Raw genomic sequence first — 15424 nt, 5'->3', positions numbered from 1 at the left:
GACTGGTATCGCGGTCGCGAAATCCCTATAATTGCCGCGTTTGACGCTCTGGCGTCGTCCTTCCTTATCATCCAGGTTAATCAGGTCGCAAAAATTTATGACTGATAAGTCTCATCAGTGCGTCATCATAGGCATCGCCGGCGCATCGGCTTCGGGTAAAAGTCTTATCGCCAGCACGCTGTATCGCGAATTGCGTGAACAGGTTGGTGATGAACATATTGGCGTTATTCCCGAAGACAGCTACTACAAAGACCAAAGTCATTTGTCGATGGAAGAGCGTGTTAAGACCAACTATGACCATCCAAACGCGATGGATCACAGCCTTTTATTGCAGCATCTGCAAATGCTCAAACGCGGCGAACCTATCGAATTACCGGTCTACAGCTATGTAGAACATACCCGCACCGCCGAGACGGTTCACGTCGAACCGAAAAAAGTCATTATTCTTGAAGGTATTCTGTTACTGACGGAAGCGCGGCTGCGTGAAGAGATGAGCTTCTCAATTTTCGTTGATACCCCGCTGGATATCTGCCTGATGCGCCGCATTAAGCGCGACGTTAACGAGCGCGGCCGTTCGATGGACTCAGTGATGGCGCAGTATCAGAAAACCGTTCGCCCGATGTTCCTGCAGTTTATCGACCCCTCCAAACAGTATGCCGATATCATCGTGCCGCGCGGCGGGAAAAACCGCATTGCAATTGATATTCTGAAAGCGAAAATTAGTCAGTTTTTTGAATAACTCACGCGAATTGTGTAACGTGCAGTAATCGCCCCCGCGCATCTCATCATGGGGGCTGGTTGTACCAAAGGAGAATGGCATGCGTCTGTGTGACCGAGATATTGAAGCCTGGCTGGATGAAGGCCGACTGGCAATTAACCCGCGTCCTCCCGTCGAGCGTATTAATGGCGCGACGGTTGATGTGCGCCTGGGCAATAAATTTCGTACCTTCAGCGGTCATACTGCCGCCTATATTGATTTAAGCGGCCCGAAAGCGGAAGTGAGCGCGGCGCTCGATCGCGTGATGAGCGAAGAGATCGTTCTCGCAGAAGGTGATGCATTTTATTTGCACCCGGGTGAACTGGCGCTGGCGGTGACGCTGGAATCTGTCACGCTGCCTGCGGATTTAGTCGGCTGGCTTGACGGGCGTTCCTCCCTTGCGCGTCTTGGGCTAATGGTTCACGTGACCGCACACCGTATCGATCCGGGCTGGTCCGGTTGTATCGTTCTTGAATTCTATAACTCCGGAAAATTGCCGCTGGCGCTGCGTCCGGGGATGCTGATTGGCGCGCTGAGCTTTGAGCCGCTTTCTGGCCCGGCTGCACGCCCTTACAACCGTCGTGAAGACGCGAAGTACCGTGACCAGCAGGGTGCGGTCGCCAGTCGTATCGATAAAGACTGAGTTAAAGCTGGTCTGGTGAGGATGCCATGAGACGTATTTTAACGACGCTGATGATTTTGCTGGTGGTGCTCATCGCCGGCCTCTCGGCGTTAGTTCTGTTGGTCAACCCGAACGACTTCCGCAGCTATATGGTGCGGCAGGTCGAAGCACGCAGTGGCTATCAGCTTCAACTGGATGGCCCGCTGCGTTGGCACGTCTGGCCGCAGCTCAGCATTTTGTCCGGTAGAATGCGTCTCACCGCACCGGGGGCAACGGAGCCGCTGGTTCGCGCCGATAACATGCGTCTGGATGTGGCGCTGCTGCCGCTGCTTTCGCATCAATTACAGGTTAAGCAGGTGATGCTCAAGGGCGGGGTGATCCAGTTAACGCCGCAGAGTGAAGCCGCACCGGTTGAACATGCTCCCGTTGTGCCGAAAGAAAACACCTTGCCGCTGGTGCCGGAAGATCGCGGCTGGTCCTTTGATATCTCTCGTCTCAAAGTGGCCGATAGCGTGCTGGTATTCCAGCATGCTGATGATGAACAGGTTACAGTACGTGACATCCGTCTGGAGATGGAGCAGGACGAACATCACGTGGCAACACTCGATTTTTCTGGGCGCATCAATCGTGATCAACGTGATTTAGCACTGGCGCTGACCGCACGTATCCAGGCCGGCGATTATCCACATCGTCTGGACGCGCAGCTCTCGCAAATCACCTGGCAACTTCAGGGCGCTGATTTGCCTTCGCAGGGCATCAGCGGTGCAGGTAGCGTGAATGCGCGCTGGCAGGAAGAGCAGAAAACCCTGAGCTTCAGCGACATCAATTTTACAGCTAACGACAGCTCACTGCGCGGCTCTGGCAGCGTGGTCTTGAGCGACCATCCGGTATGGACGCTCGATTTGCAGTCTGACAAGCTCAATCTCGATAACCTGTTAACCCGTAGCGCAGCCATGACCGACGCCAACGGTGTCCAGCAGGCGCAGAGTGCGCCAAAACAGGCGCGTCCGGTTATTGCCGACAGCGACAGCGTTCCGCAATACAGCGGCCTGAAAAGCTTTGATGGCGCGATTTCGCTGGTCGCAAAACAGCTGACCTGGCGCGGAATGAACTTCACCAATGTGGCGCATCAGGCGACCAACACGCGTGGTCTGCTGGATATTACCCGGCTTGAAGGCACGCTGGACGGTGGAAAACTCTCTCTGCCTGGCCAACTGGATGCCCGGAAATTAACGCCTGCGGCGGAATTCCATCCGCAGCTTGAGAATGTCCAGATTGGCAGCCTGCTGAAAGCCTTTAATTATCCTATTGACCTGACGGGGCGCTTAACGCTGGACGGTGAGTTTGCCGGTACGGCCATTGACGCTGAGAGCTTCCGTCGCAACTGGGAAGGGAAAGCGGATATTTCGCTGAAAGACGTGCGCGCGGAAGGCCTGAACTTCCAGCAACTGGTACAGCAGGCGGTTGAGCGCAGCGCCGATGTTAAAGCGCAGGAAAGCTACGACAGCGCCACGCGGCTTGATAACCTGACGACGGCGTTCAGCCTGGATCACGGCAAACTGACCCTGAGCGATATGCAGGGCGAGTCGCCGCTGCTGGCGGTTAATGGTAAAGGTGTGCTGGATCTGGTCAAAGAAGAGGGCGACATGCAGTTTAACGTCCGCGTAGTTGACGGCTGGCAGGGCCAAAGCTCGCTGGTTCAGATCCTCAAAGAGACGGCCATTCCGCTACGTGTTTACGGCAAGTGGCAGGCGCTGAATTACAGCCTTCAGGTGGATCAGGCGCTGCGTAAGCATCTGCAAAGCGAAGCGCGCCGCCGCCTGAGCGACTGGGCGGACAAAAATAAGGACAGGCAGTCAGGAAAGGATGTGAAGCAGTTTTTAGAGAGTCATTAAGACATACACCCCTCACCCCGCCCTCTCCCACAGGGAGAGGGAGAAAACCCGCGCAGAACATGTAGATTAGCACACTCTGTCCCCTCTCCCTGTGGGAGAGGGTTAGGGTGAGGGGGGAGTTCTACCACCGCTCCAGCCTTTGTCTCAGCAATTCATTTTCCCGCGCCAGCCGCGCATTCTCATCCAGCAGCGTCAACGCCACGGCGATCCCCGGCCAGTCGAGTTCCAGCTCATGACGCAGGCGCACGGCGCGATGTACCACCACCGCTGCATGGTCATCAAACAGCCACTCCTGTGCTTGCGAAACGCGCGGTTCAATCATCCCCAGCCCGACAATTTCATCCAGCTCTTCGGATGACACTCCCGTGCGCAGACAAAATTCAGTGACGGTTAAGGTTACGGTAACGGTCGTCATTATGCTTTCCCCCATGTTTTACGCGGGTCGAAGCTGGCCTGACTCTCAGCCAGTTGTTGCCACAGCGTGCGCATTTTCTCATCCGGTTTCGGCGGCATTACAATTTTAATCACCGCAAACAGATCGCCGGTGACGGTTTTACTGACCAGCCCTTTGCCCTTAATGCGTAGCCGTTGTCCGGCCTGACTGCCGGGTGGAATGGTCAGCAGAATGCTCTCTTTTAGCGTAGGTACTTCAACTTTGGTACCCAGCGCAGCTTCCCATGGCGCCAGCGGGAGTACGATCTCCAGATTATGGCCGACGATATCAAACAGCGGATGCGGCGCAATGTGAATAATCATCCACAGGTCGCCGTTTGGCCCGCCATTTTCGCCCGGCGTGCCCTGGCCTTTGAGGCGAATACGTTGCCCGTCGCTGACCCCCGCAGGGATTTTCACATTCAGCGTTTTCGGCAGTTCCTGCTCAACCATGCCGAAGACGTTATACACCGGCACTTTATAGCTGATAGTACGCTGCTGCTCGGCCAGCGTCTCTTCGAGGAACACCGCCACTTCAATTTCCAGATCCTGGCCGCGCGACGCGCGCTGGCGGCGGGCGTGATGCGCCTGCTGACCAAACATCGAAGAGAAAATATCGTCAAAATCCTGTTGATTGTAGCTCTGCTCGTGGCCCTGCTGATGGCGGCCAAACTGCGGATCGTTACGATGCGCCCAGAGCTCGTCATATTCGGCGCGCTTCTGCTCGTCTTTCAACACTTCCCAGGCTTCGGCGAGATCTTTAAAGCGGGCTTCGGCATCGTTTTCTTTACTGACATCGGGGTGATATTTGCGCGCCAGACGGCGGTAGGCGGTCTTGATGGTCTTCAGATCGTCCGTTGGTTTAACCCCCAGAATCGCATAATAATCCTTTAATTCCATAATGTTATCTCATTAATGAATGCGGTGGTCATGGCCCACCTGAAAAAGGGCTCGTGTATAAGCGTAGGGCAAATGTGCGCGGTAGGGCAGAAGAAATGTGCGGGAAAATTGATAGAAGACAAGAAGGTAAAAGGGCTGATTAATAATCAGCCCTTATGTGCATTACACCTCGTAGTTCAGTTCATCCTCTTCCTGCGGCGGTGGGATAATCTGGACCTTTTGCACGCGGTGGCTTTCAACCTGCAACGTTTTCAGCGTGAAGGGGCCAATTTGCACCTCTTCTCCCGCTGTCGGTACGCGTTGCAAATGTTCCATCAGCAGCCCGGCAATGGTGTGATACTCACGTTTGTCGTCCAGCGGCAGTGGAATGTACTGCACCAGATCTTCCAGTGGCATATGCCCGTTCGCCGTCCAGGTACCGTCCGGATTGCGCTGAATATCGTGGCGGGCGTCAATCTCTTCCACTTCGTTCGGCAGGTTGCCGGCGATGGTCTCCATGACGTCACTGAGCGTCACAATACCTTCCACCGAACCAAATTCATCGACTACGAAAGCGAAGTGGGTACGGGCGTTACGGAACTGTTCCAGTGCGGAGAGCAGCGGCAGCGTTTCCGGGAAGACCAGCGGCTGGCGGATAAGCGCGCGCAGGTCCAGCGGCTCATTGCGCAGGGACTGTTGCAGCAGATCAATCACGTGTACCACGCCTAACAGCTCTTCTTCATCATCGCCGCCGGTGATAACCAGACGCGTGTGCTGGTTTTTCTCCAGCAGCGCGCGGATTTCGCTTTCCGGGGCGCTGAGATCGATATGCTCAATATCGTGGCGCGAGGTCATAATACTGCTGACGGTACGTTGGTTGAGGTTGAGCACGCGCTCAATCATCATCCGTTCCTGCGGCTCGAAGATAGGATCGTCCCGATGGTCGGCAATCATGGATGCGCTATCGGCATCCAGCTCGGCGTCCTCTTTTCGCCCACTCAGCAGGCGCATCACCGTTTCGGTCGTGCGCTGGCGCATCGTCAGGTTTGCTGTCAGGAAGCGACGACGGTTGAAGATGGCCAACTGGTTCAGCGCCTCAATCATCACCGAGAAGCCAATCGCCGCGTACAGATAGCCTTTCGGAATGGCAAAGCCAAAGCCTTCTGCGACCAGGCTGAAACCAATCATGAGCAGGAAGCTGAGACAAAGAATAACGATAGTCGGGTGGCTGTTCACAAAGCGCGTGAGAGCTTTACTGGCGAGCAGCATCAGGCTGATGGCAATAATCACCGCCGCCATCATGACCGCCAGATGGTCAACCATTCCGACCGCCGTTATCACCGAGTCGAGCGAGAAGACCGCGTCCAGCACCACAATTTGGGCGACGACGCCCCAGAAACGCGCGCCGCGCCGCTGGGTGGGGTTATCGCTGTCTTTACCTTCCAGCCGTTCATTGAGTTCGACGGTGGCTTTAAAGAGAAGGAAGAGGCCGCCGAAGAGCATAATGAGGTCACGCGCGCTGAAGCTTAAATCGCGGAACACAAAAAGCGGTTTAGTGAGCGTAACCAGCCAGGAAATCGAGGCCAGCAGCACCAGACGCATCAGCATTGCCAGAATCAGGCCGGTGACGCGTGCGCGGTCGCGCTGCGCCGGAGGCAGTTTTTCTGCCAGGATGGCGATAAACACCAGGTTATCAATCCCGAGAACGAGCTCGATGACCACAAGCGTGATAAGACCCGCCCAGATTGAGGGATCGGCAATCCATTCCATACGTTGTTTAATACCTTAAGTCATATGACATTTGTCACACTTCGATCATGGATAAAGCCGGGGCAAATTGCAATGTTTCCCTGAGATTTGTCTGACGAAAAATGCCTGGTCGTGGGTAATTAAACCTTATGTTTTCTCTTGTTTATTATAGCGAGTGCCAATACTTGCTGAAATAACATACCGACATTTATGATAATTCTTTTATGTCAATATAAATAAAATCCTAAAAAAACGTTTTTGTGGCGCTTAATATTATTCTTAAAAACTATTTTTAAGCCGTCGTTACCTTGCCTGCTGTTTGCATTGCTGTAACAATTCTTCCGGCATTGAATGTTAAAAGGCATGGGAACGTATCCGGCAGATATTTATGCGCCGAAAAGTTTAATGCCAGGAATAATCTTTATTCAATGTCGAAAATGTAGACTTATTTCTAACATTCTGAATTTTAGGTGATTTGGTAGCTTAAAGCCAAGGGCGGTAGCGTGCCTGAAGGCGAGATAATCAGCCTCGATTATTCTGTCAATAGCCTGCGGATGAATACAATCTTTTTTAGGATATATGCCATTTATATTCACGCACGATTAAATGCATTCTGAATGCTCAGGTAATAGAGATGTTCGGGTTTATTTAATTCGCACAGGATAATTTCTCTGCCAAAGTGATAAATAATCAATGATGAAATCCAAACTAAAATTGATGCCATTATTGGTGTCGGTAACCTTTATGAGTGGTTGCACTGTCTTTCCTGGCAGCAATATGTCTACCTACGGGAAAGATGTCATTAAACAGCAAGACGCTGATTTTGACATCGACAAGATGGTGAATGTTTATCCGCTGACCCCGCGACTGATTGAACAATTGCGCCCACGACCCAATGTCGCACAGCCAAATACCTCGCTGGATCAGGAGTTAAGCAATTATCAGTATCGCGTGGGGCCGGGTGACGTGCTGAACGTCACCGTCTGGGATCACCCGGAACTCACCACCCCGGCAGGCCAGTACCGCAGCTCCAGCGACACCGGGAACTGGGTGCAGCCTGACGGCACCATTTTTTACCCTTACATCGGTAAAGTTGAGGTGAAAGGCAAAACCCTCTCGGAAATCCGCCAGGTTGTCAGCCAACGCCTGGCCGCTTACATCACCGACCCACAAGTTGATGTGAACGTCGCCGCGTTCCGCTCGCAGAAAGCGTATGTGTCCGGGCAGGTAAATAAATCGGGGCAGCAGGCGATTACTAACGTGCCGCTGACCGTTCTGGATGCCATTAACGCCGCAGGCGGCCTGACCGACATGGCCGACTGGCGCAACGTGGTGCTGACGCATAACGGGCGTGAAGAGCGCATCTCCATTCAGGCGCTGATGCAGAACGGCGACCTGAAACAGAACCGACTGCTGTATCCGGGCGACATATTGTTTGTGCCACGCAACGATGACCTGAAAGTGTTCGTGATGGGTGAAGTGAAGAAACAGAGCACCCTCAAAATGGACTTCAGCGGCATGACGCTGACCGAAGCGCTGGGCCAGGCGGAAGGGTTGGATCTCACCTCCTCGAACGCCAGCGGTATCTTCGTGATCCGCCCAACCAAAGAGGGCAACAACGGCAAGATGGCGAACGTTTATCAGTTGGATATGTCCGATGCCACCTCGCTGGTGATGGCGACCAACTTCGTGCTGCAGCCGTATGACGTCGTGTACGTGACGACCGCGCCAGTGACGCGCTGGAACCGTCTGATCAACCAACTGTTGCCGACCATCAGTGGCGTTCGCTACATGACGGACACGGCAAAAGATGTCCATACGTGGTAAGCCGACATGTTTAACAAAATTCTGGTGGTATGTGTGGGGAACATTTGCCGTTCCCCAACGGGGGAGCGTCTGCTGAAAAGCCATTTGCCGTCGGTAACCATTGCGTCCGCAGGTTTGGGCGCACTGGTGGGGAAGGGGGCAGATGCCAGCGCGGTGAGCGTGGCAGCAGACCATCAACTTTCGCTTGACGGGCATTGCGCTCGCCAAATTTCCGGCGCGATGTGCCGGGAGTATGACCTGATTCTGGCAATGGAACGCCGCCACATCTCGAAACTGCATGACATCGCGCCGGAAATGCGCGGCAAGGTAATGCTGTTTGGGCACTGGGATGATGAACGCGACATTCCCGATCCCTATCGCAAAAGCCGTGAAGCCTTTGAAGCGGTATATCAGTTACTCGACCGGTCTGCTCAACAGTGGGCGCAGGCACTGAAAGCTCAGCAGGGATAACAATGACAGAAAAAGTAAAACAGATAGCCCCGCAGACCACGGGCAGTGATGAAATTGATATTGGTCGCCTGGTGGGCACGGTCATCGAAGCAAAATGGTGGGTGCTGGGTATTACCGGCGTGTTCACGCTGGTCGGCATTATCTACACCCTTTTTGCCACGCCGATTTACAGCGCCGATGCGCTGGTGCGCATTGAACAAAATCAGGGCAGCGCGCTGGTGCAGGATATCAGCAGCGCTCTGAGCAATAAGCCGCCCGCGTCTGACGCGGAGATCAGAATGATCACCTCGCGTCTGGTGCTGGGCAAAACTGTTGACGACCTTGACCTCGATATTTCGGTTGAGAAAAACACCTTCCCGCTGATTGGCGCAGGGTGGGATCGCTTGATGGGGCGCAAAAATGAAACGGTTAAAGTCAGCACTTTTAATCGCCCGCAGTCGATGGCGGCAAGCACCTTTACGCTGGAAGTGCTGAGCCCGACGCGCTATCAACTGAGCAATGATGATGGCTTCAGCGCCCAGGGCGAAGTAGGCAAACCGCTGGAGAAAGGCGGCGTGTCACTGTTGGTGACGGCAATTGCCGCCCATGAAGGCGCATCGTTTACCCTGACGCGATTCTCCACGCTCGGCATGATTAATTCGCTGCAAAACAGCCTGAGCGTCACGGAAGATGGTAAAGATTCCGGCGTGCTGACCCTCAGCATTACCGGCGAAGATAAAGAGCAGATCCGCAAGATCCTCGATAGCATTGCGCGTAATTACCTCGAACAGAACGTGGCGCGCAAATCCGAAGAAGCGGCGAAAAGCCTCGCCTTCCTCGATAAACAGCTGCCGGTGGTGCGCCATAATCTGGATGTTGCGGAAAACAACCTTAATGCCTATCGCCAGCAGAAAGACTCCGTCGACCTGCCGCTGGAAGCGAAATCCGTGCTGGACTCGATGGTTAACATTGACGCACAGCTCAATGAACTGACCTTTAAAGAAGCGGAAATCTCTAAGCTCTACACCCGCATTCACCCTGCGTATCGCACGTTGCTGGAAAAACGTCGGGCGCTGGAAGAAGAGAAAGCACGCCTGTCGAAACGGGTGACCGCGATGCCGAAAACCCAGCAGGAAATTGTGCGTTTAACGCGTGATGTGGAATCCGGGCAACAGGTGTATATGCAGCTGCTGAATAAACAGCAGGAGCTGAAAATCACCGAAGCCAGTACCGTGGGTGATGTGCGTATTGTCGACCCGGCGATTGCACAACCGGGCGTCGTGAAGCCGAAGAAAGCGCTGATTATTCTCGGCAGTCTGATCCTCGGCCTGATGCTCTCTATCGTTGGCGTGCTGCTGCGCTCGCTGTTTAACCGTGGTATCGAAAGCCCGCAGGTGCTGGAAGAGCATGGTATTAATGTTTATGCCAGCATTCCGCTGTCGGAGTGGCAGAAAGCACGTGACAGCGTGAAAACGGTGAAAGGCGTTAAACGCTATAAACAGAGCCAGTTGCTGGCGGTCGGTAACCCAACGGATCTGGCGATTGAAGCGGTGCGCAGCCTGCGAACCAGCCTGCACTTTGCGATGATGCAGGCGGGTAACAAGGTGCTGATGATGACCGGCGTCAGCCCGTCTATTGGTAAAACCTTTGTCTGCGCCAACCTCGCGGCGGTGATAAGCCAGACCGGCAAGCGCGTGCTGATGATCGACTGTGATATGCGTAAAGGCTATACCCACGAACTGCTGGGGACCAGCAACGATAACGGTCTGTCAGAAGTGCTGGTCGGGAAAGCCGATATTGCGTCCTGCGCGAAACGCACTTCGATTAACAACTTCGATCTGGTACCGCGCGGTCAGGTACCGCCTAATCCGTCGGAGTTGCTGATGAGCGAGCGATTCGGCGAACTGATGAGCTGGGCCAGCGCCAACTATGATCTGATCCTTATCGATACGCCGCCAATCCTGGCGGTCACCGATGCCGCCATTGTCGGTCGCCACGCGGGCACCACGCTGATGGTAGCGCGCTACGCGGTCAATACCCTGAAAGAAGTGGAAACCAGCCTTAGCCGCTTCGAGCAAAACGGCATTGAAGTGAAAGGGGTGATCCTGAACTCCATCTTCCGTCGCGCGACGGGCTATCAGGATTACGGCTACTACGAATACGAATATAAATCTGATTCTAAATAAGGTGTGTTTGCCCTCACCCTAACCCTCTCCCACAGGGAGAGGGGATCGTACGGTGCTGGTTTTCTCCCTCTCCCTGAGGGAGAGGGCCGGGGTGAGGGGGAAAATGCCATGACTTTGCTTCTCCGGGGGATCCTCATGACCACAGAAAATCCATTGATCTCTATCTATATGCCGACCTGGAATCGCCAGCAGTTGGCTATCCGCGCCATCAAATCGGTGCTGCGCCAGGATTACCCGAACTGGGAGATGATCATCGTCGATGATTGCTCCGAATCATACGAACAGCTTCAGCAATTTGTCACCGACCTGAATGATCCTCGCGTGTACTACATCCATAACGACGTTAATTCCGGCGCGTGTGCGGTGCGTAACCAGGCGATTATGCAGGCGAAAGGCCAGTTTATTACCGGTATTGATGATGACGATGAATGGACGCCAAACCGTTTGTCGGTGTTTCTCGAACAAAAGCACCAGCTGGTGACCCACGCGTTTCTTTATGCCAACGACTATCTTTGCCAGGGCGAAGTCTACTCACAGCCGGCGAGCCTGCCGTTGTATCCGAAATCGCCGTTTTCCCGCACGTTATTCTATAAACGCAACATTGTTGGCAACCAGGTGTTTAGTTCGGCGTGGCGTTTCAAAGAGTGCCTGTTCGATACGCAACTGAAAGCGGCGCAGGATTACGACATCTTCCTGCGCATGGTGGTGGCCTACGGCGAGCCGTGGAAAATCGAAGAAGCGACGCAGATCCTGCACATCAACCACGGTGAGATGCAAATCACCAATTCGCCGAAAAAGTTTTCCGGTTACTTCCATTTTTACCGCAAACACAAAGACAAATTTGACCGGGCGAGCAAGAAATACCAGCTCTTCACCCTGTATCAGATCCGCAATAAACGCATGAACTGGCGCACGCTATTAACGCTGTTTTCAGTGCGCAACGGCAAACGCCTCGCCGACGGGCTGCGGGGGAAATAATCATGCTGGAAGATTTACGCGCCAATAGCTGGAGCCTGCGCCCATGCTGCATGGTGATGGCCTATCGCATCGCCCATTTTTGCTCTGTGTGGCGCAAGAAAAATGTGCTCAATAATCTGTGGGCCGCGCCAATGTTGTTGCTCTATCGCTTCGTGACCGAGTGTCTGTTTGGCTACGAAATTCAGGCCGCCGCGACGATTGGTCGTCGCTTCACTATTCACCACGGTTATGCCGTAGTCATCAACAAGAACGTGGTGGCGGGCGATGATTTTACCATCCGTCACGGTGTCACCATCGGTAATCGCGGCCCCAACAGCCTGGCGTGTCCGGTTCTCGGCAACGGCGTTGAACTCGGGGCCAACGTGGTGATTATCGGCGATATCACGATTGGTAATCAGGTCACCATCGGCGCAGGCAGCGTGGTGCTGGATAACATCCCCGACCATGCGTTGGTGGTGGGTGAGAAAGCGCGGGTGAAGGTACTGAAATGAATATTATGCAATTTAACGTTCGCCTGGCAGAGGGCGGCGCGGCAGGCGTAGCGCTGGATCTCCATCAGCGCGCGCTACAGCAGGGAATGAACTCGCAGTTTATCTACGGCTATGGCAAAGGCGGTAAAAGAAGCGAAAGCCATGACCGTTATCCGAATGTGATTAAGCATACGGCGCGTGCCACTTCGATAGCGAACCTGGCGCTGTTTCGTCTGTTTAACCGCGACCTGTTCGGTAATCTGAACGGGCTGTATCGCACAGTGACGCGCACAAGCGGCCCGGTAGTGTTGCATTTTCATGTGCTGCACAGTTACTGGCTCAATCTGGCGGAGGTCGTGAAATTCTGCCAGCGGGTGAAAGCGCATAAACCTGACGTCACTTTCGTCTGGACGCTGCACGATCACTGGAGCGTCACGGGTCGCTGCGCGTTTCTTGACGGCTGTGAAGGCTGGAAGAGCAACTGCACGCAGTGTCCGACCCTCAGTAACTACCCGCCGGTGAAGGTCGATCGTGCCCATCTGCAGGTCGATGAAAAACGCGCGCTGTTTCGCCAGATGTTGGCGCTGGGCTGCAACTTTATTTCGCCCAGTCATCACGTGGCCGATGCCTTCAACAGCCTTTACGGCGCAGGCCGCTGTCTGGTGATTAACAACGGAATTGATGTGGCCACGGAAACCATTCTGGCCGACCTTCAGCCCAAAGTGGCAAATGCGCAGCGGCCAAAAATCGCCGTGGTAGCGCATGACTTGCGTTACGACGGAAAAACCAATCAGCAACTGGTGCAGGCGCTGATTGCCCTCGGCGATAAAGTGGAAGTACATACCTTCGGTAAATTCTCCCCGTTCAACGCGGATAACGTGGTGAATCATGGTTTCCTGACCGATAAACGCCAGCTGATGGGCAAACTCAACGGTATGGATGCGCTGCTGTTCAGTTCTCGCGTCGATAATTATCCGCTGATTCTGTGCGAAGCGCTGTCGATTGGCGTGCCGGTTATTGCGACTCACAGCGATGCCGCACAGGAAGTGTTGAGTAAATCGGGTGGGCGTACGGTCGATGACAGCGACGTTCTGCGTCTTGCGCAGCTATCGAAAGTGGATATCGCTCAGGCTATTTTTGGGACCACGCTTGCGCAGTTTAGCGCCCGGAGCCGTCAGGCCTACAGCGGCCAACAGATGCTGGAGGAGTATGTCTCGTTCTATCAGAATCTGTAGCTATCTGCTGCTACCGTTAATCTACTTGCTGGTTAACGTTAAAATCGCCCAGCTTGGTGAGAGCTTTCCGATAACTATCGTTACTTTTCTGCCGCTGCTGCTTTTACTCTACGTTGATCTGATTAACCTGAAAAAACTGATGATTGCACTCGGCGCGGGGGCAGGGCTGACGCTGTTTAACTATCTGTTCGGCCAGTCTTACGATGCCAGCAAGTACGTCACCTCGACGATGCTGTTTGTCTACATTGTGATTATTGTCGGCATGGTATGGAGTATTCGCTTTAAGGTTATCTCGCCGCATAACCACCGCAAAATTTTGCGTGGCTTTTATATGGTGATTGGCGTCATCGTCATGCTGGCAGCCGTCGAGATGCTGCAAATTATTGTCTCCGGAGGCAGTAGCCTGATGGAGACAATTTCGAAATATCTTATATACAGTAACAGCTATGTTCTGAATTTTATCAAGTTCGGCGGTAAGCGTACCACCGCACTTTATTTCGAGCCGGCATTCTTCGCTCTGGCGTTAATCTCAATTTGGCTCTGTATCAAACAGTTCGGTATCAAAACCCCTAAAGCAGATGCTATGATTCTGGCAGGGATTATTCTTTCAGGATCATTTTCCGGGGTAATGACGTTTATCCTGTTTTATTTATTGGAGTGGGCTTTCCAGTATCTGAACAAAGAGGCTATTAAGAAAAAACTGCCGTTAGCGATTATTTCTTTGGCCGTATTTTTGGTCGGCCTGGTGTTTGCCTTTCCGTATATATCGGAACGCCTGGGGGATTTGGGGACGGAAGGCTCGTCATCCTATTACCGCATTGTTGGTCCGCTGGTAATGGTCGGTTATTCACTGACCCATATTGATGGGATTGTGCGTTTCGGATCTCTTTACGAATATGTGGCATCATTCGGAATCTTTAACGGTGCGGATGTCGGAAAAACAATAGACAATGGTTTGTATCTGCTCATTATTTATTTTTCGTGGTTCGCAGTGATATTAACGGCATGGTACATGATTAATGTCGGAAAGATGACAATTAACGCTTTTGGGAATAATCGCAATTTCCGCGTGCAGTTGTTTCTTTTTACGCCGATATCGCTGTTTTTTACCGGTTCGATATTTAGCCCGGAATATGCATTTTTAATTGTCTGTCCCTTTATTTTGCGTAAAGCGCTCAATATGGCAGACAACGGATAAGGTGGAAAAAACAATGCTGCTGAGTGTTATTACCGTCGCGTTTCGTAACCATGACGGCATCGTCAAAACCTGGCGTTCACTGGCGCATCTGGCGAACGATCCGAGCATTCAGTTTGAGTGGATTGTGGTGGACGGCGGGTCGGCAGACGGCACGGCGGAGTTTCTCGAAAAACGCAACGGGCAGTACAACTTACGTTATGTCAGCGAGCCGGATAACGGCCTGTACGATGCAATGAATAAAGGCATCGCGATGGCCAAAGGCAAGTTTGCCCTGTTCCTGAATTCCGGCGATGTGTTTCATCAGGACGTCTCACAATTTGTGCGTCAGCTGCGTAATAAAAAAGATGATGCAATGTATCTGGGTGATGCGATGCTCGATTTTGGTGATGGCACGCTGTTAACCCGTCGGGCAAAAAGCGGCTGGTATATTTATCACAGCCTGCCCGCCAGTCATCAGGCTATCTTCTTCCCCTGCGTGGGGTTGAAACAAAATCCGTATGATATGCAATATCGTGTTTCATCTGATTATGCACTGGCCGCCAAAATGTATAAAGCAGGCTATGCCTTTAAAAGAATTAAAGGCCTGGTGTCAGAATTTTCCATGGGCGGCGTATCAACTACCAATAATTTACAGTTGTGTCAGGATGCAAAAAATGTACAGCGTGAAATATTACGTATGCCAAAGCTTCTGACAGAATTGTCTTATTTATTACGCCTGCGTACTACCGGCAAAACAAAAGCCTTATATAACAAATCCTGAATATAAG

General features: G+C 53.0%; 14 protein-coding genes. 11 read left to right on the top strand and 3 right to left on the bottom strand.

The genetic code is table 11. The features are described 5' to 3' along the window. Positions 1-97: 97 nt before the first annotated feature. The 3 genes from udk to asmA all read left to right on the top strand — a co-directional run bounded on the left by udk (position 98) and on the right by asmA (position 3274). The gene (gene udk, locus F0Q32_RS06250; RefSeq protein WP_015963820.1) at positions 98-739 is read left to right on the top strand and encodes a uridine kinase; all 642 of its coding nucleotides are present in this window, start codon (positions 98-100) and stop codon (positions 737-739) included. Between the two features lie 79 nt (positions 740-818). Next, positions 819-1400, top strand: coding sequence for a dCTP deaminase (dcd, locus tag F0Q32_RS06245; protein ID WP_015963821.1), 582 nt, complete (start codon positions 819-821; stop codon positions 1398-1400). 26 nt (positions 1401-1426) lie between these two features. Further along, positions 1427-3274: an outer membrane assembly protein AsmA gene (gene asmA, locus F0Q32_RS06240; RefSeq protein WP_149462389.1), complete on the top strand. Its 1848-nt coding sequence runs from the start codon at positions 1427-1429 to the stop codon at positions 3272-3274. 121 nt (positions 3275-3395) lie between these two features. Here the strand turns inward: asmA and cbpM are convergent, their stop codons facing one another. The 3 genes from cbpM to F0Q32_RS06225 all read right to left on the bottom strand — a co-directional run bounded on the left by cbpM (position 3396) and on the right by F0Q32_RS06225 (position 6355). Beyond that, entirely contained in the window at positions 3396-3689 is a 294-nt protein-coding gene (cbpM, locus tag F0Q32_RS06235; RefSeq protein ID WP_149462388.1) for a chaperone modulator CbpM, read from the bottom strand. Then, positions 3689-4606: a curved DNA-binding protein gene (gene cbpA, locus F0Q32_RS06230; protein ID WP_149462387.1), complete on the bottom strand. Its 918-nt coding sequence runs from the start codon at positions 4604-4606 to the stop codon at positions 3689-3691. Before cbpA ends, cbpM begins: the two co-directional genes overlap by 1 nt. Before the next feature lie 162 nt (positions 4607-4768). Beyond that, on the bottom strand, positions 4769-6355 hold the full coding sequence (locus F0Q32_RS06225; protein ID WP_149462386.1) for a TerC family protein: 1587 nt from the start codon (positions 6353-6355) through the stop codon (positions 4769-4771). Positions 6356-7027: 672 nt separating this feature from the next. Here F0Q32_RS06225 and F0Q32_RS06220 point away from each other — a divergent pair. From F0Q32_RS06220 to wcaE, 8 genes are all read left to right on the top strand, one after another. Next, positions 7028-8161 (top strand): polysaccharide export protein, encoded by a 1134-nt coding sequence (locus tag F0Q32_RS06220; protein ID WP_149462385.1) that lies wholly within the window; start codon positions 7028-7030, stop codon positions 8159-8161. A 6-nt stretch (positions 8162-8167) separates the two neighbouring features. Continuing rightward, positions 8168-8611, top strand: a complete 444-nt coding sequence (wzb, locus tag F0Q32_RS06215) for a low molecular weight protein-tyrosine-phosphatase Wzb (protein ID WP_149462384.1) — start codon at positions 8168-8170, stop codon at positions 8609-8611. A gap of 2 nt (positions 8612-8613) precedes the next feature. Beyond that, the gene (gene wzc / locus F0Q32_RS06210) at positions 8614-10776 is read left to right on the top strand and encodes a tyrosine-protein kinase Wzc (RefSeq protein ID WP_149462383.1); all 2163 of its coding nucleotides are present in this window, start codon (positions 8614-8616) and stop codon (positions 10774-10776) included. Between the two features lie 135 nt (positions 10777-10911). Beyond that, positions 10912-11754 (top strand): colanic acid biosynthesis glycosyltransferase WcaA, encoded by an 843-nt coding sequence (wcaA, locus tag F0Q32_RS06205; protein ID WP_149462382.1) that lies wholly within the window; start codon positions 10912-10914, stop codon positions 11752-11754. Between the two features lie 2 nt (positions 11755-11756). Next, positions 11757-12245 carry a colanic acid biosynthesis acetyltransferase WcaB gene (gene wcaB / locus F0Q32_RS06200; RefSeq protein ID WP_149462381.1) on the top strand — a complete coding sequence of 163 codons (489 nt, stop codon included), beginning with the start codon at positions 11757-11759 and terminating at the stop codon, positions 12243-12245. Beyond that, positions 12242-13459 (top strand): colanic acid biosynthesis glycosyltransferase WcaC, encoded by a 1218-nt coding sequence (gene wcaC, locus F0Q32_RS06195; RefSeq protein WP_149462380.1) that lies wholly within the window; start codon positions 12242-12244, stop codon positions 13457-13459. The genes wcaB and wcaC overlap by 4 nt, the downstream gene beginning before the upstream one ends. After that, the gene (wcaD, locus tag F0Q32_RS06190; RefSeq protein ID WP_149462379.1) at positions 13434-14657 is read left to right on the top strand and encodes a colanic acid polymerase WcaD; all 1224 of its coding nucleotides are present in this window, start codon (positions 13434-13436) and stop codon (positions 14655-14657) included. The genes wcaC and wcaD overlap by 26 nt, the downstream gene beginning before the upstream one ends. 13 nt (positions 14658-14670) lie before the next feature. Further along, the gene (wcaE, locus tag F0Q32_RS06185) at positions 14671-15417 is read left to right on the top strand and encodes a colanic acid biosynthesis glycosyltransferase WcaE (RefSeq protein WP_149462378.1); all 747 of its coding nucleotides are present in this window, start codon (positions 14671-14673) and stop codon (positions 15415-15417) included. The last annotated feature ends 7 nt before the right edge of the window (positions 15418-15424 follow it).

The organism is Pseudocitrobacter sp. 73, assembly GCF_008369545.1.
GTDB classification, from domain to species: Bacteria; Pseudomonadota; Gammaproteobacteria; order Enterobacterales; family Enterobacteriaceae; genus Pseudocitrobacter; species Pseudocitrobacter vendiensis.
The sequence above is the reverse complement of the archived record's forward strand: the minus strand, read 5'-3'. Positions and strand labels throughout refer to the sequence as shown.